The sequence below is a fragment of the Comamonas terrigena NBRC 13299 genome, from assembly GCF_006740045.1.
GTDB lineage: Bacteria > Pseudomonadota > Gammaproteobacteria > Burkholderiales > Burkholderiaceae_C > Comamonas > Comamonas terrigena.
The window spans coordinates 39,768-66,048 of the sequence record NZ_AP019749.1; the positions used below are offsets into that span (position 1 = coordinate 39,768).

23 protein-coding genes and 1 pseudogene are annotated in these 26,281 nt (G+C 67.4%); 10 read left to right on the forward strand and 14 right to left on the reverse strand.

Translation table 11 applies throughout. The annotated features are described in order from the left end of the window. The first annotated feature begins 45 nt into the window (after nt 1-45). Complete coding sequence (locus tag CT3_RS00135) at nt 46-615, forward strand: RBBP9/YdeN family alpha/beta hydrolase (RefSeq protein ID WP_066538509.1); 570 nt, start codon at nt 46-48, stop codon at nt 613-615. Nucleotides 616-618: 3 nt separating this feature from the next. Further along, nucleotides 619-1,542: a ParB/RepB/Spo0J family partition protein gene (locus tag CT3_RS00140; RefSeq protein WP_066538511.1), complete on the forward strand. Its 924-nt coding sequence runs from the start codon at nt 619-621 to the stop codon at nt 1,540-1,542. An 81-nt stretch (nt 1,543-1,623) separates the two neighbouring features. Here CT3_RS00140 and CT3_RS00145 read toward each other — a convergent pair whose 3' ends face one another. Together CT3_RS00145 and CT3_RS00150 are read right to left on the reverse strand one after the other, a co-directional pair. Further along, entirely contained in the window at nt 1,624-2,454 is an 831-nt protein-coding gene (locus CT3_RS00145; protein ID WP_066538514.1) for a hypothetical protein, read from the reverse strand. A 63-nt stretch (nt 2,455-2,517) separates the two neighbouring features. Beyond that, complete coding sequence (locus CT3_RS00150; RefSeq protein ID WP_066538517.1) at nt 2,518-3,117, reverse strand: tetratricopeptide repeat protein; 600 nt, start codon at nt 3,115-3,117, stop codon at nt 2,518-2,520. Between the two features lie 286 nt (nt 3,118-3,403). On the opposite strand from CT3_RS00150, the pseudogene CT3_RS00155 reads away from it, so the two are divergent. Then, nucleotides 3,404-4,153 (forward strand): annotated as a pseudogene (locus CT3_RS00155) (class I SAM-dependent methyltransferase); the annotation flags it as partial. A gap of 189 nt (nt 4,154-4,342) precedes the next feature. Here the strand turns inward: CT3_RS00155 and CT3_RS00160 are convergent. Beyond that, nucleotides 4,343-5,236 (reverse strand): AraC family transcriptional regulator, encoded by an 894-nt coding sequence (locus CT3_RS00160; protein WP_066538520.1) that lies wholly within the window; start codon nt 5,234-5,236, stop codon nt 4,343-4,345. 65 nt (nt 5,237-5,301) lie between these two features. Here CT3_RS00160 and CT3_RS00165 point away from each other — a divergent pair, with 65 nt between their 5' ends. Then, complete coding sequence (locus tag CT3_RS00165) at nt 5,302-6,591, forward strand: MFS transporter (RefSeq protein ID WP_066538522.1); 1,290 nt, start codon at nt 5,302-5,304, stop codon at nt 6,589-6,591. A 95-nt stretch (nt 6,592-6,686) separates the two neighbouring features. On the opposite strand, the gene CT3_RS00170 is transcribed toward CT3_RS00165, so the two are convergent. Then, the gene (locus tag CT3_RS00170) at nt 6,687-7,703 is read right to left on the reverse strand and encodes a Bug family tripartite tricarboxylate transporter substrate binding protein (RefSeq protein WP_066538524.1); all 1,017 of its coding nucleotides are present in this window, start codon (nt 7,701-7,703) and stop codon (nt 6,687-6,689) included. 66 nt (nt 7,704-7,769) lie between these two features. Further along, nucleotides 7,770-8,978, reverse strand: coding sequence for a CaiB/BaiF CoA transferase family protein (locus tag CT3_RS00175; RefSeq protein WP_066538527.1), 1,209 nt, complete (start codon nt 8,976-8,978; stop codon nt 7,770-7,772). Between the two features lie 122 nt (nt 8,979-9,100). Here CT3_RS00175 and CT3_RS00180 point away from each other — a divergent pair, with 122 nt between their 5' ends. Further along, nucleotides 9,101-10,000 (forward strand): LysR family transcriptional regulator, encoded by a 900-nt coding sequence (locus tag CT3_RS00180; RefSeq protein WP_066538530.1) that lies wholly within the window; start codon nt 9,101-9,103, stop codon nt 9,998-10,000. 123 nt (nt 10,001-10,123) lie between these two features. Then, nucleotides 10,124-10,906 (forward strand): class II aldolase/adducin family protein, encoded by a 783-nt coding sequence (locus tag CT3_RS00185; RefSeq protein ID WP_066538533.1) that lies wholly within the window; start codon nt 10,124-10,126, stop codon nt 10,904-10,906. 119 nt (nt 10,907-11,025) lie between these two features. Here the strand turns inward: CT3_RS00185 and CT3_RS00190 are convergent, their stop codons facing one another. Continuing rightward, nucleotides 11,026-12,438: an FAD-binding oxidoreductase gene (locus CT3_RS00190; protein ID WP_066538537.1), complete on the reverse strand. Its 1,413-nt coding sequence runs from the start codon at nt 12,436-12,438 to the stop codon at nt 11,026-11,028. Nucleotides 12,439-12,598: 160 nt separating this feature from the next. Then, on the reverse strand, nt 12,599-12,970 hold the full coding sequence (locus CT3_RS00195; RefSeq protein WP_066538539.1) for an EF-hand domain-containing protein: 372 nt from the start codon (nt 12,968-12,970) through the stop codon (nt 12,599-12,601). Between the two features lie 165 nt (nt 12,971-13,135). Between CT3_RS00195 and CT3_RS00200 the strand changes: the two genes are divergently transcribed. Together CT3_RS00200 and CT3_RS00205 are read left to right on the forward strand one after the other, a co-directional pair. Next, nucleotides 13,136-13,705, forward strand: a complete 570-nt coding sequence (locus tag CT3_RS00200) for a cob(I)yrinic acid a,c-diamide adenosyltransferase (protein WP_066538893.1) — start codon at nt 13,136-13,138, stop codon at nt 13,703-13,705. 137 nt (nt 13,706-13,842) lie between these two features. Then, on the forward strand, nt 13,843-14,748 hold the full coding sequence (locus tag CT3_RS00205) for a LysR substrate-binding domain-containing protein (RefSeq protein WP_066538542.1): 906 nt from the start codon (nt 13,843-13,845) through the stop codon (nt 14,746-14,748). 38 nt (nt 14,749-14,786) lie between these two features. On the opposite strand, the gene CT3_RS00210 is transcribed toward CT3_RS00205, so the two are convergent. Beyond that, nucleotides 14,787-16,007 (reverse strand): D-amino acid dehydrogenase, encoded by a 1,221-nt coding sequence (locus tag CT3_RS00210; RefSeq protein ID WP_066538545.1) that lies wholly within the window; start codon nt 16,005-16,007, stop codon nt 14,787-14,789. 288 nt (nt 16,008-16,295) lie between these two features. On the opposite strand from CT3_RS00210, the gene CT3_RS00215 reads away from it, so the two are divergent. Then, complete coding sequence (locus CT3_RS00215; RefSeq protein ID WP_066538552.1) at nt 16,296-17,177, forward strand: amino acid ABC transporter substrate-binding protein; 882 nt, start codon at nt 16,296-16,298, stop codon at nt 17,175-17,177. Between the two features lie 2 nt (nt 17,178-17,179). Next, nucleotides 17,180-17,935 carry an aspartate/glutamate racemase family protein gene (locus CT3_RS00220; RefSeq protein ID WP_225608806.1) on the forward strand — a complete coding sequence of 252 codons (756 nt, stop codon included), beginning with the start codon at nt 17,180-17,182 and terminating at the stop codon, nt 17,933-17,935. Between the two features lie 80 nt (nt 17,936-18,015). Here the strand turns inward: CT3_RS00220 and CT3_RS00225 are convergent, their stop codons facing one another. The 6 genes from CT3_RS00225 to CT3_RS00250 all read right to left on the reverse strand — a co-directional run bounded on the left by CT3_RS00225 (nt 18,016) and on the right by CT3_RS00250 (nt 26,226). Then, nucleotides 18,016-18,441, reverse strand: a complete 426-nt coding sequence (locus tag CT3_RS00225; protein ID WP_066538554.1) for a hotdog fold thioesterase — start codon at nt 18,439-18,441, stop codon at nt 18,016-18,018. 97 nt (nt 18,442-18,538) lie between these two features. Then, a complete protein-coding gene (locus CT3_RS00230) occupies nt 18,539-19,918 on the reverse strand; it encodes a sensor histidine kinase (RefSeq protein ID WP_066538559.1) in 1,380 nt (459 codons plus the stop codon). Next, nucleotides 19,915-20,607 carry a response regulator transcription factor gene (locus CT3_RS00235; protein WP_066538561.1) on the reverse strand — a complete coding sequence of 231 codons (693 nt, stop codon included), beginning with the start codon at nt 20,605-20,607 and terminating at the stop codon, nt 19,915-19,917. The genes CT3_RS00230 and CT3_RS00235 overlap by 4 nt, the downstream gene beginning before the upstream one ends. 86 nt (nt 20,608-20,693) lie before the next feature. Beyond that, nucleotides 20,694-21,995, reverse strand: a complete 1,302-nt coding sequence (locus CT3_RS00240; protein WP_066538567.1) for a TolC family protein — start codon at nt 21,993-21,995, stop codon at nt 20,694-20,696. Continuing rightward, nucleotides 21,982-25,086 carry an efflux RND transporter permease subunit gene (locus CT3_RS00245; RefSeq protein ID WP_066538569.1) on the reverse strand — a complete coding sequence of 1,035 codons (3,105 nt, stop codon included), beginning with the start codon at nt 25,084-25,086 and terminating at the stop codon, nt 21,982-21,984. Before CT3_RS00245 ends, CT3_RS00240 begins: the two co-directional genes overlap by 14 nt. An 18-nt stretch (nt 25,087-25,104) precedes the next feature. Beyond that, nucleotides 25,105-26,226, reverse strand: coding sequence for an efflux RND transporter periplasmic adaptor subunit (locus CT3_RS00250; RefSeq protein ID WP_066538571.1), 1,122 nt, complete (start codon nt 26,224-26,226; stop codon nt 25,105-25,107). Nucleotides 26,227-26,281 lie beyond the last annotated feature (55 nt).

Genomic DNA, 26,281 nt, shown 5'->3' on the forward strand with positions numbered 1-26,281 from the left:
GAAGACAACCAGCTGCCGCGGCCCTTACCGGGCGCACTGGCAGCTATGAAAAGCAAAGCAATGGCCTGTTTTACCCCTTCGGATGTGCTGCTGCTGCCCGGCTGGCAGAACTCCGACGCCGACCACTGGCAAAGCCGCTGGGAGCAGCGCTACGGTTACCAGCGCCTGGAGCAGCACGACTGGCAGCGCCCGCTGCGCGGGGACTGGTCGGCGCGGCTGCAGGAGCATCTGGTCGATGCCCCGGCGCCGGTGGTGCTGGTGGCACACAGCCTGGGCTGCATTCTGGCGGCCTGGTGGGCGGCCCATTCGCCGCTGGCGCGCACCCAGGTGCGGGCGGCCCTGCTGGTGGCTCCGGGCGACGTGGAACAGCCGGACCTGCGCGCGCTGCTGCCGGGCTGGTCGCCGGTGGTCCTGCAGGCCCTGCCTTTCCCCTCGGTGCTGGTGAGCGGCAGCAACGACCCGTATTGCGCCCAGGCGCGTGCGCGGCAGTTCGCCCAGGCCTGGGGTAGCCAGTGGGTGGATGCAGGCCCTGCGGGCCATATCAACACGGCCAGCGGGCTGGGCGACTGGGATGCCGGCCACGCGCTGCTGGAACAACTGATGAAAGACAACTGAACCATGGCAACCAAGAAACCCAAGGGCCTGGGACGTGGCCTGGAAGCACTGCTCGGCCCCAAGGTGGATGACAAGGCGGCCCAGGCCGAAGCCGTGCAGACCGGCCAGCCCAGCACGCTGAACCTCGACCAGATGGTGGCCGGCCAGTACCAGCCGCGCACGCGCATGGACGAAGGCGCTCTGTACGAGCTGGCAGAAAGCATCAAGGCCCAGGGCATCATGCAGCCCATCCTGGTGCGCCTGCTGGGCCAGGGTGCGAACGCCGGCAAGTACGAAATCATCGCGGGCGAACGCCGTTTCCGCGCCTCCCGGCTGGCAGGCCTGGACAGCGTGCCGGTGCTGGTGCGGGATGTGCCGGACGAAGCCGCCGCCGCGATGGCGCTGATCGAGAACATCCAGCGCGAAGACCTGAACCCGCTGGAAGAAGCCCAGGGCCTGGCGCGCCTGGTGCAGGAGTTCGGCCTGACGCACGAACAGGCCGCCCAGGCCGTGGGCCGCAGCCGCTCGGCCGCCTCCAATCTGCTGCGGCTGCTGAACCTGGCAGATCCGGTGCAGACCATGCTGATGGCCGGCGATATCGACATGGGCCATGCCCGTGCACTGCTGGCGCTGGACAAGGCCGGCCAGATCACGGCCGGCAACCAGATTGCGGCACGCAAGCTGTCGGTGCGCGAGGCCGAAGGCCTGGTCAAGAAAATCACCGAAGAGAACGACGGTACGGCCGCAGCCAAGGCCAGGAAAGTGTCCAAATCGCGCGATGTGCAGCGCGTGGAAGAAGAACTTTCCGACCTGCTGATGGCCCAGGTGGAAGTGCGCGTCAAAAAGCGCGTGAAGCGCCACGGCAAGGTGCAGGACATGGGCGAGGTGGCCATCCAGTTCGGATCGCTGGACGAGCTCAACGGGCTGATCGAACGCCTGCGCGGCTGAGCCCGGTCCCGCCGGATACGGGGCAGCCGCCCATGAAAAAAGCCTCCATACGGAGGCTTTTTTTCGTGCAGCGCCGGGCGCTTACTTGCCGACCTTCAGCTGGCCGCCGCGGCCCAGGCCGCCCTTGACTTCCTGCGCCTTGTAGTTGCGCAGCGAGACCACCATGTTGTTGTAGGCATCCATGAAGGCGGCCACGGTGGCCTTGCCTTCCGGCGAGCGCGAGAAGCCGCCCAGACCGGCCGCAGCGCCGCCACCCAGGCCGCCCAGCGCGGCACCGAAATTGGTGGCGGTGGCATTGCCTTCGGAAATGGAGATCTGCACGCCCGAACGGATGTCGAACATGCTCAGCGTGACCACGGAAGCCTTGCTCTGCATGGCGCCACCCACCAGGGCGCCCACGCTGCCGAACAGGCCACCCACGCCCGCGGCGAGTTGACCGGTGGCGTCGTTGTCAATGATGATCGACGGCTCCATGTAGTAGTCGGCCGCTACGCGCTGGCCCTTTTGCTGCTTGGAGCCGGCGCGGAATTCACCGGAATTGCGTTGCTTGTCGGTGATGGACGAGATCTTGCTTTCGGTGCGGTTGTTGCCCACCGAGGTGATCACGAAGCAGTTGGACTGCTGCACGGCCAGGCGGATCAGCGGCTCGATGGTGGTGATCTTGGTGGCGGCGCCAAAGCTGGCATACCACTCCTTGTTGCGGCCATCATCCACGGCCAGGGTGCCCAGAGGGGCATCGCAACGCTCCAGCGTCGGGTTGGCGTTCACGCTGCTGGCGCCACCTGCCGCACCCGTGGCGGCCGTGGGGGCCGTGCCCGTGGAGATGGTGCCGCCGCCAGGGGTGACGCAACCTGCAAGGGTCAGCGATGTGGCGATGGCAACCCAGCGGAGGGCGGAAGTGGTCTTGGACATAAAGAGAAGGCTCGCTAAGAAAAAGAGTGGATGAAAAACGGAGGTCCGGCAGGCCGCTGCGCGTCAGCGCAGATTCCAGCCGGAAGAGCTCCAGACCCAGTAATACGGCGCGCTGTAGTACCAGCTGCCCCAGGATTTGCGGTAGGCGTCACGGATCTGGTAGAGGCGCTGCTCGTCCTGCTTGGCCGCCTGGGCTTCCTTGAGCAGCTTCTGGGATTCCCGGTCGCCTCGGGCGGCGGCGCGGCTGAGCCAGGATTCGGCTTCCGCCGGATCTGCGCCCATCTCTTCCACACCGGTCAGGTACATGCGCCCCAGTGCCACCTGGGCCGGCAGGTGGCCGCCATCGCCGGCCTTGCGCAGCCATTCGATGGCCTGGTAGCTGTTGCGCTCCACACCATCTCCGCGCAGCAGGCGCATGCCCAGGTCGTAGGCAGCCCGGGGGTCGCGCTCGGCCAGCTGGGTCAGGGCCTGCATGCGGCGTTCCGCTTCGGCATCCACCGGGGTGCCCTGGAAGGTGGTGGTGCTGCGGTGCTGGTCCGCGCAGACATTGCCCTGGCAGATGCGCACGGTTTCCGGCCGCGCCGTCTGCTCCGCAGGAGATTGTGCGGCGCAGCCCACCAGTGAAAGCGCTAGCAACGAGCCGGTCCACAACATTGGGTGCATGGTGTCTCCTGAAGGAAAAATCTGTCGGGTGGAAAGATCGAAACCGCTGATAGTAACAAACGCAATCAATTGCTATTCACGTTGTAAAACGTGAATATGCCGGAGAACGCCGCCGCTTGCCAAGGCTCCGCAAGGGGCGGTGCGGCAGCCGGAGCGGAGAGAATGCAACGGTCGCCGCGCCCGGAGGGCGCTGGAGCGCCTTGCACGGGAGGCGGCAGCCGATGCAAGGCGGCTGTCTGTTGCTATCCTGTGCTGTTACCAATTTCTACCTTTTGCTGTTGCATCCATGCCTGCTTTTCTTCCATTTCTCGCGCGGAGCTGGCCCTTGCCGGCCCTGCTGGCCTGGGCCGCAAGCTGGGCGGCCTTTGTGGCACTGGGGCGGGTGCTGCCGGTCTGGCTGGCGCTGTGCATGGGCTGTGCAGTGGGCACGGCGGCCAGCCTGTGGGGTCACAGCTGGTGGCGCCGCTGCATGATTGCGCTGGGCTTTCCGCTGTCGCTGGCGGTGGTCGGCGTGGTGGGCCTGCCCGCCTGGGCCTGGCTGGTGCCGCTGGTGTTGCTGCTGCTGGTCTATCCGCTCAATGCCTGGCGGGATGCGCCGGTGTTCCCCACGCCGGCGGGCGCGCTCGATGCCTTGCCGCAGCATGTGCCGCTGCCCGATGGCGCCCTGGTGCTGGACGCTGGCTGCGGCATGGGCGACGGCCTGCAGGCACTGCGTGCCGCCTATCCCCGGGCGCAGCTGGAGGGGCTGGAGTGGAGCTGGCCGCTGCGCTGCGTGAGCGCGCTGCGCTGCCCCTGGGCCAAGGTGCGCCGTGGCGACATCTGGGCCGAGGACTGGGGCGCCTACGACATGGTCTACCTGTTTCAGCGGCCCGAAAGCATGTCCCGCGCCGCGCTCAAGGCCGAGGGCGAGATGTACTCGGGCAGCTGGCTGGTGAGCCTGGATTTCGCCGTGCCGGATGTGGAGGCGCGTGCCTCGCTGCCCGCCGCAGGCCATACGCTGCACATCTACCAGCTGCCGCTGTGGCCGGATGCGGCAGAGACCGTGCAGCAGGCGCTGGATGCACACCCGCCCTCACCGGAGGAGCAGGCCTGGAGCGCCATCTACCCGCACCGCCAGCCCCCGCGTATCAAGCACCGTCCGCCCCCACCACCCCCGCAGCGCAACCGCTGGGGCCTGCGCAAATAAGCGGGCTGGCCGGCCTCTGGCCGCCCGGTGGCCCCAGGGTCAAAGTCCGCCGTCTTCCTGGCCGCTGTGCAGGCCGAAAAAGCGTGCCGGGGCCATGCCCATGGTGCGCTTGACCATGGCGCTGAAGGCACTGGGGCCATAGCCCAGCGAGGTGGCAATGTGCTGGATGGAATGCTGGCGTGCCGCCATGGCCACGGCCTTGGTCAGCACCACCTGCTGGCGCCACTGGGTGAAGGTGCATTCCAGTTCCTGCCGGAACAGCCGCGCCACGGTGCGCGGGCTGGCGCCGGTGTCGCGCGCCCAGTCTTCCAGCGTGGCGTAGCGCGTGGGGTCGGCCAGCACGGCCTCGCACAGACCGCGCAGGCGCTTGTCCTGCGGCAGGTTCACCCCCAGCTGCACGGCGCTGGCGCGGCGCAGCTCGTCCAGCAGCAGGGCGCTCAGATGGTGCTCGCGCGCACGGTCCTGCGGGCTGAGCTGCAGGCGGTCGTCGGGCAGGGTGGGCAGCTCGCGCACCACGGCGCGCAGCAGGTCCGAGGCATTGAGCACGCGGCACTGGCGCCAGGTGGCTTCCTCCTGGCGGCTGACGCCGGGGCCGCAGCGGCCGTCGGGCTGGTAGAAGTACAGCGTGCGCAGATCTGCATCACCCACCATGGTGACGGCATGCTCCATATCGGGCGGCACCCACAGCGCGCGGGAGGGCGGCACGATGTACGTGCCTTGCGCCACCGTCAGGCGGATGGTGCCGGTGGTGGAGATGGCCAGCTGCGCCCAGGGGTGGCGGTGGGGCTTGACCTGGGTGTCCCCCGCCAGCCAGCGGCACTTGGCGCGCACCGGCCGCTGCACCGTGGGCACATAGAGATGGGGCGTGAGCGTTTCCACATAGGCGGACGCTTTGCCGGCGCGCAGCGGCGCCGTGGGGGCAATGCTTGGCATGTTGGCGACAGAAGTTGGCTGGCTATCGTAATGCAGACGCAGCCCCTTTGCCTAAGATCACCCCCATGACTGCCACTGCCACCTCTTCCGCCACGCCGCCGGCCGCCGACCTGCGCCAGGATGCCCGAACCATCGGCCTGATCGGCCTGGCCCATGGGTCCTCGCACTTTTTCCACCTGCTGCTGCCGCCGCTGTTCCCCTGGCTGATTGCCGACTTCGGCTACAGCTATTCGGAGCTGGGGGTGATGGTGTCGCTGTTCTTCATCGTCTCCGGCACCGGGCAGATGCTGTCCGGCTTCCTGGTGGACCGGGTGGGCGCACGCCCGGTGCTGTTTGCCGCGCTGGGCAGCTTTGTCGTCGCGGGGGTGGTCGCCAGCACGGCGCAGAACTACGCCATGCTGCTGCTGGCCTCGCTGTTCGCGGGCCTGGGCAATGCGCCTTTCCACCCGGTGGACTTCACCATCCTGAACAAGCGGGTCTCGCCCCAGCGCATCGGCCACGCGTTCTCCATGCACGGCCTGTCGGGCAACATCGGCTGGGCCACCGCGCCGGTGTTCATGGCCGGCATCACCACCGCCACCGGATCGTGGCGTGTGGCCTGCCTGTGCGGCGCGGCGCTGGCGGCCGTGGTGCTGGCCATCATGCTGGTCAACCGCCGCTGGCTGGACGACCGCGATCCCGCGGCTATCGGCAACCAGGCCAAGCCCGCCGCCACCCAGGCCGCTGCGGCCGCCAAGCCGGAACACGCCATGGCCTTCCTGAAGCTGCCCTCGGTGTGGCTGTGCTTCTCGTTCTTCTTCTGGAGCACCTGCGCCATGAGCGCCATCCAGAACTTCGCCAGCCCCTCGCTGCGCGCCGTCTACGGCCTGCCGCTGAGCGTGACCGCATTGATTGTCACCGGCTACATGCTGTGCGGCGCCCTGGGCATGCTGATTGGCGGTTTTCTGGTGGGCCGCGTGCAGCGCCTGGAGAAGGTGATTTCGATCTGCATGCTGGGCTCGGCCCTGCTGCTGGCGCTGGTGGGCACGGGCTGGCTGCCGGGCATGGGCGCGGTGGTGGTGGCCTCGATTGCCGGCCTGGGCACCGGGCTGGCAGGCCCCTCGCGCGACATGCTGATCAAGCGTGCCGCCCCCGAAGGCGCCACCGGCCGGGTCTACGGCACCGTGTATTCGGGCCTGGACCTGGGCTTTTGCGTGGCCGCACCGGTGTTTGGCTGGATGCTGGACCACCACATGTACCTGGGCATCTTCTTCGGATCGGCCACGGCCCTGGCGCTGAGCGTGGTCTCGGCCCTGGTGGTGGGCGATGGCGTGCACAAGCGCAAGCAGGGCGCGGTGGCCGCGCGCGCGGCCTGAATGCACGGGGAACGTCCGGCACCATGAAAAAGGGAGCGCTTGCAGCGCTCCCTTTTTTTGTCGTAGGTGGCTGCCGAGGCAGCCTGTCCAGCGGCTTATTGCGCGCTGATGCCCTTGTCGTTGGCGATCTTGCTCCAACGCGCAAAGTCGTGGGCCAGGCGTGCCTTCATGGTGGCTCCGTCCTGGTAGCGGGCGATGGCGCCGGCGGCCTGCATCTTGTGCTGCAGCGCCGGGTCGGCGAGCACCACCTTCAGTTCCTTGTTCAGGCGGTCCACCACGGCCTGGGGCGTGCCCAGCGGGGCCACCAGGCCGCCCCAGGTGTCGGCGTCGAAGCCGGGGAAGCCTTGTTCGGCCACCGACTTCACGCCGGGCAGCAGCAGCTTGGCCTGGTTGGAGCTGACGGCGATCGCACGCAGCTTGCCGGCCTGGATATGGGGCAGGGCGGCGACCACGTCGGCAAACATCACCGGGATCTGGCCGCCGATCAGATCGGTCACCGCCGGGGCGCTGCCGCGGTAGGCCACGTGCTGCATGTCGAAGCCGCCCAGGTCCTTGAGCTGCTCCATCGACAGGTGGCCGAAGCTCCCGGTGCCCGAGCTGGTGTAGTTCAGCGAAGGCTGGGCCTTCTTGGCGTAGGCGATCAGGCTGGGCAGGTCCTTCACATCGGGCAGCACGCGCGGGTTGACGATGATGGCCATGGGCAGGTCGTACACCGTGGCCACGGGCAGGAAGTCCTTGCGCACGTCGTACAGATTGTTCTTGAACAGCACCGGCGCCAGCAGCGCGGGCATGCCGAACATGGACAGGGTGTAGCCGTCTGCGGGTGACTTGATGAAGCTGGCCGTGCCGATGGAGCCCGAGGCGCCGGCGCGGTTTTCAATGATCACGTTCTGGCCCAGGCGTTCGGACAGGCTCTGGGCCACCAGGCGGGCGGCCGTGTCGGTAGGGCCGCCGGGCGGGAAGGCCACGACCAGCTTGATCAGCTTGTCAGGCCAGGCGCCAGCGGCCTGTGCCGGGACCATCAGGCCGCCGGCCAGGGCTGCGCCGCAGGCCAGCAGGGCACTGCGGCGGGTGAAGGTGGAAGCAGGGGTGCGCGAAGGATTGCGTTGCATGGTTTGTCTCCAGAGGGCAAGCAGGGGGGATGTTGGTCTTATAGGGAAAAGAAAGCGGAACCGGTGTCAGAGCACCTGCTGTGCGCGCAGTGCGGCCACGGCCTCCGGGGCCATGCCCAGCAGCTCGTGCAGCACCTCGTCGGTGTGCTGACCCAGGTGGGGCGGGGGACGGCGCACCGGCAGGCGCTGGCCGTCCATGGCATAGGGGGGCGCCAGCACGGCCTGGGGGCCGGCTTCGCTGTCGTCGAAATGGTGCAGCAAGCCGGCTTCCTGGGTGCGATCGGACTGCAGCGCGTCCAGCAGGCCGAACACTTCGCCGCAGGGGATCTGCGCGGCGCGCAGCCTGTCCAGCAGCTCGGCACGGCTGAAGCGCAGCAGCGCGGCTTCGATCAAGGGCATCAAGGTGGTGCGGTGGGCCGAGCGGGCCACATTGGTGGCAAAGCGCTCGTCCGTGGCCCATTCGGGCTGGTTGACCACCTCGTGGCAGAAGCGCACGAACTGGCCGTTGTTGCCCACGGTGATGACCAGCGGGCCGTCGGCCGCCTCGAACACGCCATAGGGCACGATGGAGGGGTGGGCATTGCCGAACTTGGGGGGATCGCCGGCCTTGAGCAGCGCTTCCATGCCGTAGTAGCTGGTGATCATCAGCCCGCAGTCGTACAGTGCCATCTGCACATGGCGGCCGGTGCCGGTGCGTTCGCGCTCCAGCAGTGCGGCCAGAATGGCCTGGGCCGAGTACATGCCGGTGAACATGTCCACAGCGGCCACGCCAAATTTCAGCGGGCCCTGGCCGGCCTCGCCGTTCATGGCCATGATGCCGCTCTCGCCCTGCACCACCAGGTCATAGCCGGGGCGCTGGGCCTCGCCGCCGCTGCGGCTGTAGCCGGAAATCGAGCAGTACACCAGGCGCGGGTTCAGGGCCGACAGCTGTTCGTAGCCCAGGCCCAGTTTCTCGGCGCCACCGACCTTGAAGTTCTGCACCACCACGTCGCACTGCGCGGCCAGCTCGCGGGCCACCTGCAGGCCGGCTTCGGACTGCAGGTCCAGCGTGATGGAGCGCTTGTTGCGGTTGGCGCTGTTGAAGTACGAGGTGTTGCGCGTGCCCACGCGCACGCCCCAGTCGCGGGTGTCGTCGCCGCGGGCCGGGTGTTCGACCTTGATCACGTCGGCGCCGAAGTCGGCCAGGGCCATGGCGCACATCGGGCCGGCCAGCACGCGCGACAGGTCCAGCACGCGGATGCCGGCCAGCGGTTGGAGGGGGGAGGAGTTGTTCATGCCTGCTTGTCTCATCGCCCGGGGTGCGGGCGGCAGATGGTTCAAGCCGCTGATTTTCGATATGTTTAATTATTTTGACAATTGTGCTGATAATTGAAATGTATGTTGATTGAAAGTTGACAATGGACGTGAACGCCCTGGGCCTGCTGGTGGAAATCATCGATGCCGGCAACCTGAGCCGCGCAGCCGCCCGCCTGGGCATGAGCCGTGCCAATGTGAGCCACCGGCTGAGCCAGTTCGAACGCGATCTGGGGCAGCAGCTGCTGCGCCGCACCACCCGCCAGATCGAGCCCACGGAGCTGGGCCGGCGCCTGTACGAACACGGCCGCAGCATCCGCCATGAGCTGCTGTCGGCCGATGAATCGGTGGCCGCGCTGGGCCAGGCGCTGCAGGGCCGGGTGCGGCTGAGCGTGCCCAGCGGCTATGGCCAGCTGACCATGGCCGGCTGGCTGACCGACTTCATGCGCAGCTACCCCGGCATTGCGCTGGAGGTGATCTTCGACAACGCCATCGAGGACCTGATGGACGGCCGCGTGGACTGCGCCGTGCGGGTGATGAACGACCCGCCCGAGCACCTGGTGGCACGCCATCTGGGGCCGGTGCAGTACGTGGCCTGTGCCACGCCGGCCTGCATGGCGCAGTGGGGGCAGCCACAGACCTTGCAGGCGCTGCTGCGCCTGCCCCTGATCGCCTCGGGCCTGACGGAGCAGAAGCTGCGCATGGCCGGCCTGCAGACCCTGGGCCAGGGCGATGCCGCCCTGTCCATGCGCCTGGTTTCGCCCAACTTCTACTTTCTGCGCGAAGCCCTGCTGCAAGGCCTGGGCGTGGGCCTGGTGCCTGACTACATGGTGCGCGAATCCATTGCGCAGGGGGCGCTGCAGGCGCTGGCGCTGCCCGCCGGCAGCCTGGACTTCCTGGCCACGCACAAATACCTGCTGTACATGCCCACGCGCTTCCAGACCCGTGCCATCCAGACCTTGACCGAGTACCTGCACGAGCGCGCACTGGCCGAAGCGGGGTGAGCGGTGCAAGCGGCGTCGGCCGCGCCGGTGGATTGGGACATGCCCGCATGTGTCCGCTGCGGCACAGACAGCGCCGGGCGCGCTGCCTAGAGTGGTGCGCACGATCACCAGGAGACACCCCCCATGAGCCAACCCCTCCCCGCAACCCCGGACATCCCCAGCGTGCAGCATCTGGTCAGCCCCGCAGAGTGGCAGCTGCGCGTCGATCTGGCCGCCTGCTACCGGCTGGTGGCGCTGTATGGCTGGAGCGATCTGGTCTTCACCCACATCAGCGCACGCCTGCCGGGGCCGGAGCACCACTTTCTGATCAACCCCTACGGGCTGATGTTCGACGAGATCACCGCCTCCTCGCTGGTGAAGGTGGACATGCAGTGCAACAAGCTGATGGATTCACCCTACCCGGTGAACCCGGCCGGCTTTGTGATCCACAGCGCCGTGCATGCCGCGCGCGACGACGTGCAGTGCGTGCTGCACACCCACACGCGTGCCGGCGTGGCGGTGAGTGCGCAGAAGCACGGCGTGCTGCCCATCAGCCAGCAAAGCACGTTCGTGCTGGCTTCGCTGGCTTACCACGACTACGAAGGCGTGGCCTTCCGCGACGACGAGAAGCCGCGCCTGCAGGCCGACATGGGCCGCGCCAACTTTCTGATGCTGCGCAACCACGGGCTGCTGACCTGCGGGCGCAGCATTGCCGATGCCTTTCTGTCGATGTACACCTTTGAAGCGGCGTGCAAGATCCAGGTCGATGCACTGGCCGGCGGCACGGAGCTGACACAGGTGAACCCGGCCATCGTGCAGGGCGTGTCCCAAGCCTCCCGGGTGCAGACCGGGGGCATGGGCGGGGCGTTTGTCTGGCCGTCGCTGCTGCGCAAGCTGGACCGTGAATCGCCCGGCTACCGCAGCTGAGGCCGGTGGCCGCACGGCCTTCCCCAGCAGGGTGAAGACCGGACGCAAAAAAGGCCTGCCATGCACGCCGGTGCAGGACAGGCCCTGGTGGCCCTTATGGAGCGGGCGCAGCGCCGGGCTTACAGCGTGAAGATCTTGCCCGGGTTCAGGATGTTCTTGGGGTCCAGCGCCTGCTTGATGGCCGCCATCATGGCGATGGCGCCGTCGCCGCATTCCTCGCGCAGAAAGTCCTGCTTGTGGATGCCGATGCCGTGCTCGCCGGTGCAGGTGCCTTCCATGGCAATGGCACGGCGCACCAGGGCATGGTTCAGCGCTTCGGCACGGTGGCGCTCGTCGGCGTTGTCGGGGTCAATCAGATAGCCGAAGTGGAAGTTGCCGTCACCCACGTGGCCCACCAGGAAGTAGGGGATGCCGCTGGCGTTGACTTCGTCGATGGACTCCAGCAGGCAGTCGGCCAGGCGGCTGATGGGCACACAGGTGTCGGTGGTGATGGAGCGGCAGCCCGGACGGCTCTGGATGCCGGCAAAGTAGGCGTTGTGGCGGGCGGTGAACAGGCGCGTGCGCTCCTCGGGCGTGTCGGCCCATTCAAAGCCCTTGGCGTCGAATTCGGCCGCAATGTCCTGCACCATCTCGGCCTGCTCCTTCACGCCGTTGGGGGAGCCGTGGAACTCCATCAGCAGCATCGGTTCCTCGCGCAGCGTGAGGTTGCTGTGCTTGTTGACCATGGCCACGGTGGCGGCGTCCACCAGCTCCACGCGGGCAATCGGCACGCCCATCTGGATGGTCTGGATCACGGTGTGCACGGCGTCGGCAATCGTGGGGAAGGAACACACGGCGGCGCTCACCGCTTCCGGCAGCGGGAACAGGCGCAGCGTGATCTCGGTGAAGATGCCCAGCGTGCCTTCGCTGCCTACCATCAGACGGGTCAGGTCGTAGCCGGCGGCGCTTTTCTTGGCGCGGTTGCCGGTGCGGATGATCCGTCCCTGCGCGGTGACCACTTCCAGGGCCAGCACGTTTTCGCGCATGGTGCCGTAGCGCACGGCATTGGTGCCGCTGGCGCGTGTCGACGTCATGCCGCCAATGGAGGCATCGGCACCGGGGTCGATGGGGAAGAACAGGCCCTGGTCCTTGATGGCGTCGTTCAGCTGCTTGCGCAGGATGCCGGGCTGCACCGTGACGGTCATGTCTTCGGCATTGACGCGCAGTACCTGGTTCATGCGGCTCACGTCGATGCTGATGCCGCCCTGCACCGCCAGCAGATGGCCTTCCAGTGAGGAACCGGCGCCATAGGCGATCACCGGCACCTCGTACTGGTCGGCCAGCTGCACGGCATCGGCCACGTCCTGGGTGCTCTCGGCATAGACCACGGCGGCGGGGGGCGGCGCCTGGATGGAGCCCTCATCACGGCCATGCTGTTCGCGCACCGCCTGGGCGGTGGAGCAGCGGCTGCCGAAACGTGCGGCCAGTGCATCCAGAAAGGCTTGCGGGATGGCACGGGGTTGCAGGTGGAGGGCGGCAGTGGGGGCGTTCATAAGGGACTCCAAGAGGGGCCAAAAGAATACCACCCGGGTGCAGCCCTGTCTGCCACTGCGGCATCGCCAGACCGCGTGTTGGACGGGGGCTGCCATGCCCGCTTGCGGAAGGCCGGAGCACCCGCGACAGGGCGCTGGCGTGGGCTGCGCGCACCGGCGCTCAGTGCTGCTTCAGGCCGTTGGAGAATTCTTCGCGGGACAGTGAGCCGTTGTGGTCCACATCGAACTGCTGAAAGCGTTCGGCCACGGCGGGAAAGCGCTCGGCTTCGCGCAGGGTGAGCTTGCCGTCGCCATTGGCATCGGCGCGGTCGAAAGCCTGGTCGGCGGTGGGTGCGGCACGCGGTGTTGCCGGCGCGGCCTGGGCCTGTTGCACCGCTTGGGACGGGGCCGCCTGCTGCGCGGGCGGAGAGGTGACGCTTTGCGCCATGATGGCCTGGGTGCCGCCCATGGTCAGACCGGCAAACAGCACCAGGCTGCGGGCATCGAAACCGTGCAGCACACGGATACGGGACAGGGAACGGGTGGGTTGCATGCGTGCCAACTCCTGTTATCAAAACAAGGAGCACATTGCACAGCACTGGCAGGCCGGAAGCCAGTTTTTTTTCCCCTTGTTTCCCGCGTACACATGGGGGTGCAAATGTGTAACGCACAATGCGTGCTGACTTTGTTTTTCCCGCCATTCACCAAGGAGCAGGCCATGGGCAACCGTTTGACACAGATCGCCACCCGGACCGGGGACGACGGCAGCACCGGCCTGGGCGACAACACCCGCGTGTCCAAGAACAGCCTGCGTCCGCACGCCATGGGCGATGTGGACGAGCTCAATTCCCACATCGGTCTGCTGCTGTGCGAGCCGCTGCCGCAGGACGTGCGCGAACTGCTGGGCGATGTGCAGCACCAGCTGTTCAACCTGGGCGGCGAGCTGTCCATGCCCGGCTACGAGCTGCTCAAGGACGACGGGCTGCTGCAGCTGGACAATGCGCTGGCGCAGTACAACGCCCAGCTGCCGCGCCTGGTGGAGTTCATCCTGCCTGCCGGCACGCGCGCCGCCGCCCAGGCCCATGTGTGCCGCACCGTGGCGCGCCGCGCCGAGCGCCAGGTGGTGGCGCTGCAGGAAGTGGAGACCATGCGCCCCGCCCCGCGCCAGTATCTCAACCGGCTGTCGGACCTGCTGTTCGTGTTGGCGCGTGTGCTCAACCGGATGGATGGCGGTGACGATGTGTACTGGAAGAGCGAACGCCTGGCGCGTCTGGCCGCCGGCGAATGAAGGTCTGCGGAGCGCTGCTGGCCCCTATCGGCACGCTCCCCAGCAACGACGGCCTTGCTGCGGGATGCCGGAGCCTCCGCAGCCAGGCCACCATGGCTTTTGACCGGTGACAAGGCCGACCCAGGAGATCCAGCAGCATGCGTTTGCGGCATATCGAGGTATTCAACGCGGTCATGCAGACCGGCAGCGTCAGCGCCGCAGCGCGGCTGATCAATGTGACGCAGCCGGCCGTCAGCCGCACGCTGCAGCATGCCGAGCTGCAGCTGGGCTTTGCACTGTTCCAGCGGGCACGGGGTCGGCTCACGCCGACGAACGAGGCCCTGGCGCTGTTCCCGCACATCGAGAAACTGTTTGAGCAACTGGACGAGGTGCAGCGCCTGGCGGCCAATCTGCGCCACGGCCAGGCGGCCGACCGGCTGCAGGTGCTGACGGTGTTTGCACTCAGCCGCGAAGTGCTGCCGCGTGCCGTGGCCGGCTTCCGCCAGAAGTACCCGCAGGTGCAGGTGAATGTGCAGGCCTTGCACACGCCCCAGGTGGTGTCGGCCCTGCTGCTGCAGGAGGCCGACGTGGGCTTTGTCATCAGTTCGGTGGGCCAGCCGGCGCTGGAGCACGAGACCCTGGCCGAGGTGGACATGCACTGCATCCTGCCCAAAGGCCTGCTGCCCCCGCGCAAGGTGCGCGCCGAAGGCATGGAGCTGGCCGACCTGGCGGATCTGCCGGTGGTGGCGCTGGATGGCAAGGACCCGCTGGGCATGCGCATCAACCAGGCCTGCCGCGAACATGGCGTGGGCCTGTCCCCGGTGGTGACGGTGCAGACCTACCTTGCGGCCCTGTCCATGGCCGAATACGGCCTGGGCGCCGCGATTGTGGATGGCTGTACCGCCTCGGCCGCCGACCGCCACAAGGTGCATGTGGTGCCGCTGCTGCCGCGCATCACCGTGGGCATCAACGCGCTGCATCTGGCGCAGCGCCCGGGCTCGGTGCTGGCGCGCGCCATGACCCAGGAAATGCGCAAGGCGCTGCGCGAGCTGCTGGGCGACTAGGCGCCGGGCGACGCCGCGAAAGCGGCGCAGCCAGGGCCTCAGGCCCTGGCCAGCTGCTGCACCAGGCGCTGGGCCGAGCCAAAGGCCAGCGTCAGCCCCAGCGCGCCATGGCCGGTCTGCAGCCACAGATTGGCCGGGCCGCCTCGGGCACGGCCGGTGACCGGCAGGCCCATGGGGGTGGCCGGGCGCATGCCGGTCCAGGGCTGCACATCGCCGGTCTGCGCCAGCTGCGGAAATACCTCGCGGGTGGACTGCTGCAGGCTGGCAATCTTGCCGGCATCCAGCGTGGTGTCGTGGCCCACGATCTCCACCATGCCTGCCACGCGCACGCGATCGCCAATGCGGGCGAACACCACCTTGCGCGTGGTGTCGGTCACGCTGACCGTGGGACCGGTGTGCGGTGCCGCCGCGGCGTCGATGGTGATGCTGTACCCCTTGAGCGGGTACACCGGAACGTGCACGCCCAGCTGGCGTGCCTGCACGGCACTTTCCCAGCCGCTGGCCAGCACAAACTGGTCGGCCGTGATGCGGCCGTTCGACGTGTCCAGTGCGGTGATGCGGCCGCCCTGCACCGCATGGCGGTGGACCTGGGTGCCGAAATGCAGGTCCGCGCCGCGCTGTGCCAGCAAGTGGGCCAGCTGTTCGCAGAGCTTGCGGCAGTCGGCCGCGCTTTCGCTGGGGGTGTAGATGGCGCCGGCCATGCGCGGGGCATAGCTGGCCAGCGCAGGTTCCAGGCGCGCCACTTCGGCAGCATCCACCACCTGCTGCAGCGGGCCCGCCAGCGTGGCCTGCAGGGCCACCTGCTGCGCCGCGCCGTCCAGCGCCTGCTGCGTGGGGTAGAGCACCAGCTTGCCCGGTTGGTGGTGGTCGCAGTCCAGGGCCTCGCGCGCCAGCATGGCTTCGAAGGCCAGGCGGCTTTCGGCGGCCAAGGTCAGCAGGGACCGGGTGCTGTCGGCCGAGGTCCGGGCGTTGCAGGCACCCAGGAACTGCAGGCCCCAGGACCACTGCCGGGGGTCGGCCTGCAGGCGGAATTTGAGCGGAGAGTCTGGCTCCAGCAGTAGCTTGGGCAGCTGTCTCCAGATGCCGGGATCGGCCAGCGGCTGCACATAGGCATAGCTCAGCTGTGCGCCATTGCCGCCGCTGGCCCCCATGGCCGGGCGCTCTGCGCGATCGACCACGGTGACACGGTGCCCTGCCTGTTGCAGGGCATAGGCTGTTGCGAGACCGACGACGCCGGCACCGATGACACACACATGCATTTGGGGCTTCTCCATGGTGGGGAGAACTGTAGGTCTGCCGGGGGTCTGCGTCGCATGGCGTTTTGCACACAGGGTATGCCCTAGTGTTATGGAATTTGGCGCTTTCAAGGCCCCGTGCTGCGCCAAAAAAGTGCTTCGTGCACACACTCGATGCATGGCTGCACGGTCTTGGTGAAAACCCTTTGATCCCATAAACAAAAGGCATGGATGGGCGTGCAATTGGCATCCCTCAAACGGCAGGACAGTTCCTACACTGGCCTGCACATTTGCAGCCAACGAGGGAATCACATGCAATTTCGTACCACTTTGCTTTGCGCCGCTCTGGGTCTGGCCAGCCTCGCAACCGCCCACGCCGACACCCTGTCCAAGGCCAAGGAAAACGGTCAGATCACGCTGGCCTACCGCGAGTCTTCGGTGCCCTTCAGCTACCTCAATGGCGGCAAGCCCGTGGGCATCACGGTGGACATCTCCAACGCGATTGCCGACGCCGTGAAGAAGGCCGTGGGCAAGCCCGACCTGAAGGTGAACTGGCAGGCCGTGACCTCGCAGAACCGCATTCCCCTGCTGATGAACGGCACGATCGATGTGGAATGCGGCTCGACCACCAACAACACCACGCGCGGCAAGGACGTGGACTTCGCCATCAACCACTTCTACACCGGCACGCGTCTGGTGGTGAAGAAGGATTCCGGCATCAAGAACTATGCGGACCTGAAGGGCAAGACCGTGGCCATCACCTCGGGTACGACCAATCTGCAGGTGGTGCGCAAGGCCAATGCCGAGAACAACTGGGGTGCCAACATCGTGATGCCCAAGGACCACGCCGACGCCTTCCTGCTGGTGGAAAGCGGCCGCGCTGCCGCGTTCGCCATGGACGACATCCTGCTGTACGGCCTGATCGCCAACGCCAAGAACGCCAAGGACTTTGAAGTGGTGGGCGATTCGCTGCAGGTCGAGCCCTATGCCTGCATGGTGCGCAAGGACGACCCTGCCTTCAAGAAGCTGGTCGATGGCGTGATCGGCGGCATGATGAAGTCCGGCGAGTTCACCAAGCTGTATGACAAGTGGTTCCTGCAGCCCATTCCACCCACCAGCACGGCCCTGGGTCTGGCCATGGGTGACGCGCTGAAGAAGAACCTGGTCGAACAGAGCGACAAGCCCGCATTCTGACCATGGTGCCCGGTGTGATGGCTCCGCCGCGTGCGGTGGGTATTCTGGGCGGCATGGGGCCAGCCGCCGGGGCCGATTTTGTGCGCCTGTTCGTGCAGGCGTGCACGGCCTATCTGCAGGACCATGGCCAGCCAGTGCGTGACCAGGCATTTCCCGAGCACTGGCTGGTGCAGATGCCGATTCCGGACCGCACCCAGGCCCTGAGCGGCACGCCGCCGGGCCCGCAGGACCCGGCGCCCCACATGCTGCAAGGCATAGGGCGACTGGCCGCCCTGGGCGTGCGCAGCGTGGCCGTGGCCTGCAATACGGCCCATGTCTGGCACAGCCAGTTGCAGGGGCTGTTTCCGCAACTGGCCATCCTGCACATTGCACAGGAAACCGCGGCCCATCTGCAGCGCCAGGGGGCGACCCGGGCCGTAGTACTGGCCACGGCGGGCACCTACCGCACGGGCCTGTATGACGAGGCCTTGCGGTCCTGTGGCATCGAGCCGCTGGTGCCGGATGCCGCAGGCATCGAGCAGCTCATGCAAGGCATCTACGATGGGGTGAAACAGGGCGATCTGGCGCTGGCCGCACAGCGCTTCGGCCACGTGCTGGAAGGCATGCGCCGGCAGCATGGCGATGTGCCGGTGATCATGGGCTGCACGGAGATTCCGCTGGCCCTGCCGCAGGCCCCCGAAGCCCAGGGCGCCAGCCTGGTCGATCCCGCGTGGATCCTGGCCCAGGCACTGGCACGACAGGCCTACGAGGCTGCCTGAAAAACAGGCAGCAGCGCTGGAAAAACCGAAAAAAAGGCTCCGCACGCGGAGCCTTTTTTGTTGGGTGTCGACGGGCCGACTCAGTCCCGCGGCGGCAGGATGGCCATGGTGATGCGCGACACGCAGGTCAGCTCGCCGGCCTCGTTGACCATATCGATCTGCCAGACCTGGGTGGTGCGGCCGATGTGCACCGGCCTGGCCGTACCCGTGACCCAGCCGCTGGTGGCCGGGCGCAGGTGGTTGGCGTTGATGTCCAGCCCCACGGCCATATGGCCTTCCGGGCAGGCGTTGAAGGCCCCGACCGAGCCCAGGGTTTCGGCCAGCACCACGCTGACCCCGCCGTGCAGCAGGCCGAAGGGCTGCTTGGTGCGCGCATCCACGGGCACCCGGCCCACCAGGTAGTCGTCGCCTTTTTCGGTGATTTCGATGCCCAGATGGCCCACCGCACAACCGGCGTTGCGGGCGTTCATCTCTTCCAGGCTGGCTTGCTTCTTCCAGATCGCCATGGTGTGCTGTCTCCTTGTAGCTAGACCGGCATCATGCCGTGGCGCGGCGGGGCGGCGCTGCCTACTCCGCGACAAGGCGGCCTTGCCGCGCAGGGCCTCATGCCGCTGGCGCGGCCGGCAGCGTCAGGCGCACCTCAAAGCCCGGGTGGAGGTTGGCAAAGCTCAGCTGCCCGTCGTGCAGGGCCACGATGGCCTGCACGCTGGACAGGCCCAGGCCATGGCCGGGCTGGCGTTCGTGGGCGCGGAAGAATCGCTGGGTCAGCTGGTGCAGCCGCTCCGGCGGGACGCCCGGGCCATTGTCTTGGATGCGCAGTTCCACCATGGCGTCGTGCTGCTGTGCGGTGATGGTGATCTGGCCGCCGGGCTGCTGGCAGGCGTATTTCAGCGCGTTTTCCACCAGATTGGCCAAGGCGCTGGCCAGCAGATCGCCATCGCCCAGTGCCCGGGGCTGGTCCTGCAGTTCAACTGTCATGGTGCATTGCGCATCCTCGGCCACGGGGGCGTACAGATCGTCCACTTCGGCCAGCAGCGTGTACAGATCCACGGCGGTGAATTCCTGGCGGCGCATGCCGGATTCCAGCTCGGCAATCTGCAGCAGTTTCTCGAACACCGTGCCCAGGTCCTGCAGCTCCTGCTCGACGCGTTCGAGCTGGCGCCGCTGTTCCGGGCCGTCCAGGTAGCGGGCGCTGCGCAGCTGCAGCAGCACCCGGGTCAGCGGCGTGCGCAGATTGTGGGCGATGGTGTTGGAGACATGGCGCACGCCATCCATCAGCTGCTCGACCTGGTCCAGCATCCGGTTGATGTCGTGTGCCAGGCGCGTGAATTCATCGTCCCGCTCGGACAGGGGAATGCGGGCCCCCAGCTCGCCATTGGCCACCTGCTGCAGGGTGCGCCGTATGCTGGTGGCGCGCGCATCCACCAGGCGCCGGAAGCCCACGCTGCCGGACAGGGCCAGGATCACCACGATCACCACCGCAGACAGGCTGGCGCGCATGAAACGCTGTTCGATATCGCGCAGCGCTTCCATGTCGGAACCCACGACCAGCATGTTGCCGCTGGGCAGCAGCGCCACGGCCACGCGTCCGGTGATGGTGCGGCCGTGGCGCTGCAGCCGCAGCTCGCGCAGGCCTGCCGTCGTCAGGCTGCGCTCGGGCTGGATGCTGGCATTGCCCAGCAGCACGGCGCCGTGGGCATCGGTCAGGATCACGATCTCGGTCTGGCTGTCGACCCCGTCGTTGAGCAGGTTGCGGATCTCCAGCTCCAGCGAGGCCTCGCCGTAGTGGCGGGACAAGGTTTCCAGGCGCTTGAGATCCTGCTTGGCCTGCTGGTCCATGCGGTTGCTGAGCACCCCCACCATCTGCACGTAGAAGATGGCCAGCACGACCACCATGGTCAGCAGCAGCAGACCGCCGTAGTACAGCGCCAGGCGAAAGGCGATGGAGCTCCACGGGCGGCCGATGGAAGACGGCGCGGTCATGCGGTGGGTGCGGTGGTGGACAGGCAGTAGCCGACGCCGCGCACGGTGTGGATCAGAGGCGGGTTGAAGCCCTTGTCCACCTTGTTGCGCAGGCGGCTGATGTGCACGTCGATCACATTGGTCTGCGGGTCGAAGCGGTAGTCCCACACCGACTCCAGCAGCATGGTGCGGGTGACGGTCTGGTCCACATGGCGGGCCAGAAAGGCCAGCAGCCGGAATTCCCGGGGCTGCAGCTGCAAGGTGGTGCCGCCGCGTTCGGCATAGCGGCTGAGCAGATTGAGCCGCAGGTCTGCCACTTCCAGCATGGGGATGGGGGCTGGCGTGTGCACGCGGCGCAGCAGGGCTTCCAGGCGGGCGTGCAGTTCGGAAAAGGCAAAGGGTTTGGTCAGATAGTCGTCACAGCCGGCCTTGAGGCAGCGCACGCGTTCGTCCGTGGTGGACAGGGCGCTGAGCACCAGCACCGGCGTGGTGTTGCCCATGCCGCGCAGCGCCTGCAGGATTTTCAGGCCGTCGAAACCGTCGGGCAGCATGCGGTCCAGCACGATGGCCTCCCAGTGGCCGGTGACCGCCTGGGTCAGCCCTTCCATGCCATCGTGGCACACACACACCTCGGCCTGCAGCTCGCGCATGCCTTCGGCCAGAAAGCGGGCGTTCTGGGTGTCATCTTCGATGATCAGGAAACGGGGCATGGCAGTGGTGAAGTCGGCAGACCGCCTACTATAGACAGGGGTGGTTCACCCCTGTCCATAGGGGCATGTTGGCGCCGGTGGCCGTTTCACTGCGGCGGCAGGGGCTGGCGGCCTTGGGCCGTCTGCAGTTCCCACTCGGCCTGCCAGACGCGCAGCGTCAGATCCAGGTACTGCTGCTGGTGCTCCGCCACCGATTCCATGGCGTCCAGCCATTCCAGGATGCTGCTTTGCCCCAGGCGGTAGGCATCCAGGGCCATGCGCCGCAGCGGGTCCAGCTGGGTCAGGCCGCGGCTCTCAAACGATTGCAGCGTCTTGCGCAGCAGGTTGCGTTGCGCCAGGGCCTGTTGCAGACGCTGTCGCGCCAGTTGCTGTGCGGACTGCTCTTCCAGCATGGCCTGTTCGTACTCCAGCCGGGCACGGTCCACCGCACCCTGCTTGCGATCGAACAGCGGCAGCTCCATCGAGATGCCGACCTGGTTGTAGCTGCTGCCGTCGGGGCGGTTGCGCACCCGCGCCACGCCGATGCTGGGCGTGGGCAGGGCTTCGCGGGCCTGTTGGCTGATCAGCTGTTCGGCCTGCAGCACCTTGGCATGGACCGCCTGCAGCTGGGGAAGCTGGGGCGCAGCCTGTTCCCACAGGCGGTCGAACGACGCATCGGCCGCAGCCGGGACCGGCTTGGCCGGCAGCAGGCTGCCGATGGCGCGGGGTTGCCAATGGGGCTGAACCAGCAGTTCCGCCAGGGCCGCCTGGGCGGCCTGTGTCTCGGCCTGTTGCTGTTCCAGCTGCGCCTCGAGCTGGGCGCGCTGCAGTTCGACGCGGGCACCGTCGTACTTGCTGCGGGCCCCCAGTTCCACCTGGCCCTGGACCACCTTGACCGCCTGGTTCAGGTGTTCCATGGCCTGTTGCTTGGCGCTCAGCTTTTCCTGGGCTACCAGCAGCTCCGCAAAGCGCTGGGCTGCCTGGTTGAGGATGTCCTGCGCTTCGACGGAGCGCTCGGCCTGGGCCGTGGCTGCGGCCAGTTTGGCGGCCTCGGTGCGCATGGACACCTGGCCGAAGACCGGCACCGGCTGCTCGATGCCCCATTCCTTTTCATCGGGCTTGCGGGCGTAGTGGATGCTGGGGTTGGCCCAGGTCCCGGCGATGCGTACATCGGCACGGTCCATGCCCTGGCGCAGCGGCATGGCGCGCAGCACCGGATGGCGGCTGCGCACCAGGGACAGGAACTCCACCAGACCCAGGGACTGGGGCAGCGGGTCGGCAGAGGCGGTGGTGGCGTTTGTGGGCTCTCCCGCAGCGCGGGAGGCCGTGCCGGGCACCGTTTCTGCGGCCAGGCAGGCACCTGCTGCCACCAGGGCAGCGGCCACGGCAATGGTTTTAATGGTCTTCATCCAACTCATCCGGTTTCTTCAGGGTCTTGGGGCCCAGCCATACGTACAGCACGGGCAGCAGCACCAGTGCAACCATCGGCAGCACCAACATGCCGCCCACGATCACCGAGGCAAAGGGGCGCTGGGTTTCGCTGCCCACGCCGGTGGACAAGGCCATGGGCAACAGGCCCAGCAAGGCCAGCATGGCGACCAGCAGCACCGAGCGCAGGCGCTCGACTGTGCCTTCCACGACCGCTTCCAGCAGCGGCGTGCCCTGGCGGCGCAGCGACTCCACCGAGGAAATCACCAGCAGACCCGCCAGCGCGACCTGGCCCAGCAGGGCGATGAAGCCGATGGCCGCGCTGATGGACAGCTCGATGCCGGTGAAGTGCAGTGCGGCAATGCCGCCCACCATGGTGAAGGGGGTGCACAGCAGGATCACAAAGGAGCTGCGAGCCTGTCCCAGCGCGCCGAACAGCAGGGCGAACACGATCAGCAGCGACAGCGGCACCACCACCTGCAGGCGCTTGGCAGCACGCTGCTGGTTCTCCCACTCGCCGCCCCAGACGGCCTGGTAGCCATCGGGCACCTGCACCTTGTCCTTGAAGGTGGCCAGCGTTTCCTTGACGACCGAGCCGATGTCGCGGCCTTCGACGTTGAACTTCAGCGCCATGTAGCGCAGGTTGTTCTCGCGGAAGATGGAGGCATTGCCGATCTTCACCGACACCGTGCCCACGGCATGCAGCGGCACGGAGCCTCCGGAGGCCGTGGGGATGGCGATGTCGCGGATGCTGGACTCATCCATGCGGTTCGCATAGGGCAGGCGCACGCGCACCGGGATGCCGCGTTCGCCTTCCCACAGCGTGGTGGCAATGTCGCCGGCCAGGGCCAGCTCCAGCGTCTTCTGCGCGGTGTCCATGGGGATGCCCTGGCGTGCCAGGGCTTCGCGGTTGAACTCCACGTGCAGCTGCGGTGCGGGGGCATCGCGGTACAGGTCCAGGTCGACCACGCCCTCGATGTGGCGCACCTCTTCCATGGTCTTTTGCAGGATGGCGCGCAGCTGCGGAATCTCGGGACCGAAGACCTTCAGCACGACCTGTCCGCGGGCGCCGGAGGTGGATTCCTCCACGCTGTCACGGATGGGCTGCGAGAAGTTGAATGCCACCCCGGGAATGGTGCCCAGCTGCGCGCGCATTTCCTCGATCAGTGCAGACTTGTCCAGCCCGGCACGCCATTCCTTCAGCGGCTTGAGGCGGACCAGCACCTTGGCCATGTTCAGGGTCTCGTTGTCGGTGCCCGACTCCGGACGGCCCTGTTCCGTGCTGACCGAAATCACCTCGGGGAACTGGCGGATGATCTGGCGCACATCGGCCAGCACTTCCTGGCCTTTTTCCAGCGAGATGGAGGCGGGCATCTGCACCAGTACATAGGCATCGCCTTCGTCCAGGGCAGGCAGGAATTCGGTGCCCAGCTTGGTGGCGGACAGACCTGCAATCGCCAGGATGGCCAGGGCCACTGCCGCCACCGTGGTGCGGCGGCGTGGGTTGTGCAGCGTCGCGGCAATCCAGCGGTGGAAGCCATGGTCCATGCGCTCGAACACCGCCGGCTCGGGCGCCATCACATGCTTGGGCTTGAGGAACAGCGCGCACAGGGCGGGCACCAGTCCCATGGCGAACAGCAGGGCGCCCAGCAGCGCGAAGCTGTAGGTCATGGCCAGCGGACGGAAGATGCGGCCTTCGATGCTTTCCAGCGAGAACACCGGGATCAGCGCGGCAATCACGATGGCCATGGCAAACAGCGTGGGCTTGGCCACGGCGATGGCGGAGTCGATGATGATGGCGCGCATCTCGCGCTGGGTGGTGGGCTTGCGCAGGCGGGCGTTGCGGATGATGTTCTCCGCCAGCACCACGGCACCGTCCACCATGATGCCGAAGTCGATGGCGCCCATGGAGATCAGGTTGGCCGGCATGCCCAGCCAGTGCAGGCCGATGAAGGCCACCAGCAGCGACAGCGGAATCACGGCCGCCACGATCAGCGAGCCGCGGATGCTGCGCAGCACCAGCCACAGGATGGCGATGATCAGGCAGGCGCCGAACAGCAGGTTGTGCTGCACCGTGGCCAGGGTGTGGCCCACGAGGTCGGAGCGGTCGTAGGTGACCTCCATGTGCATGCCTTCGGGCAGCAGGCCACCATTGAGCTGCTCCACCTTTTCATGGATGCCTTCCAGCACCACCGAGGGGTTTTCGCCGCGCTTGAGCAGCACGATGCCTTGCACCACATCGTTCTCGTCGTCCATGCCCACCGAGCCCTGGCGGGGGGTGTGCGACTGGATGACCTGGGCCACATCGCCGATGGTGACGGGCGCACCGCCGCGCAGCTGCACCACCACGTCCTTGATCTCCTGCGGAGACTTCAGCAGGCCGATGCCGCGGATGATGAACGACTGTTCGCCCCGGCGCAGCAGGCCGCCGCCCACGTTGCGGTTGGACTTCTCCAGGGCCTCGGTCACATCGCCCAGCGACAGACCCAGGCGGTACAGCTTGTCGGGGTTCACCTCGACGTGGTATTCCTTGACGAAGCCGCCCACGCTCACCACGTCGGCCACACCCTGCACCTGCTTGAGCACGCGCACGATGTTCCATTCCTGCTCCGAGCGCAGCTGGTCCAGCGTATGGCGGTCGCTGCGCAGGCGGTAGTAGTAGATCTTGCCCAGCGGGGTGTAGTCGGGCGCCATCTCGGGCGTGACGCCCGGGGGCAGGTCGGCCTGGGGCAGGCGCTGCGCCACTTCGGCGCGGGCCTTGAAGCTGTTGGCGTCATCGTTGAACACCAGGTTCACCATGGACAGGCCGAAGTAGCTTTCCGAGCGCAGGGAGATCAGCCCGGGGGTGCCGTTGAGCTCACGCTCCAGCGGCTGGGTGATCTGGCGCTCCACCTCTTCCGGAGCCAGGCCAGGGGCCTGCGCAATGATGCCCACCTGCACATTGGTCACATCGGGGTAGGCCTCGATGGCGGTCTGCAGGTAGGCGTAGATGCCGTAGATGGCAATCGCGAGGGTGGCGCACAGGGCCACCAGCCGTCGGTGGACGACGAAGTCAATAAACGCACGCAGCATGCTGTAGTCCTGAATCCTTTACAGCATCTGGCTGGCAGCGCCATCCAGCAGCAGGGCGCCACGCACGACGATGCGCTCGCCGGGCTTGAGCCCGGAGATCACGGGCACCCAGCCGCGCACGGGCTGGCCCAGCTGGATGTCCCGCGCCGCGAACGCGTGTTCGCCGGTCTGCACAAACACCACGGTGCGGTTTTCGCCCTTGATCAGCACGGCGGCCAGCGGCACCATCATCTGGTCCCCGCGTTCCATGGCAATGCCGACGCGGGCCTGCATGCCGGCACGCAGGCCGGCCGGCACGGTCTTGTCCGCAAAGGCCAGCTGGACTGCTGCGCGGCGGGATTCGGCGTTCACCACGGCGCCGACCTGCAGCACCTTGGCGGGCACGGCGGCGGCCTGGGTCTGCAGCTCGACCTGGGCGGCACTGCCGGCTTTCAGACCGGCCAGTTCGGCCTCGAACACGTCTGCCACAATGCCCAGCGACTGGGGATTGCCGATGGCGAACAGCACGGCGCCGGCCTCGGCCAGTGCGCCCATGGTCGCCTGGTGCTGTGCCACGACGCCGGCATGCGGCGCGCGCAACACGATGCGGTCACCACCATCCTGGCCCAGCAGGGCGGCCGTGCCTCTGGCACGTTCCAGCTCCTGGGCGGCTTCCTTGCTGCGGGCCTGGGCGGAGCGCAGCTCCATGTCGGTTCCCACGCCGCGCTCCACCAGGTTCTGCTGGCGCTGGAGTTCGGTTCTGGCGGTCTCGGAGGCCAGCTGCGCGGCCCGGACTTCGTGGCGCATCCGCAGGGCATCGGCGCTCACCAGGGTGGCCAGCGGGGCGCCGGCCTTGACGGTCTGGCCGGGCTGCACATGGATGGCGGTCACCCGTGCCTGCACCGGGGCCACGACGCTGTCGAGCTGGCCCGGCAGGTATTCCAGGTGGGCGGGGGCCCAGAACAGCTGACCTGCCTGTGGCGCCTGCACCGTGGCGACCTGGACGGCGCGCAAGGCGGCCGGGGCCACCTGCACGGCGGGTGGGGTTTCGCTCCACGCCGGGAAGGCACACAGCGCGCCGGCCAGCAAGGCCGCTGTGCGGTGGCGCTGCAGCCGGGCTGTCAGCGTGGAAAGGGGAAGGGACGGAATCAGATCGCGCATGCACAGTCTTTCGCAAAACGGTGCAGGTCGAGGGGCGTCCCGCACCCAGGTAGGC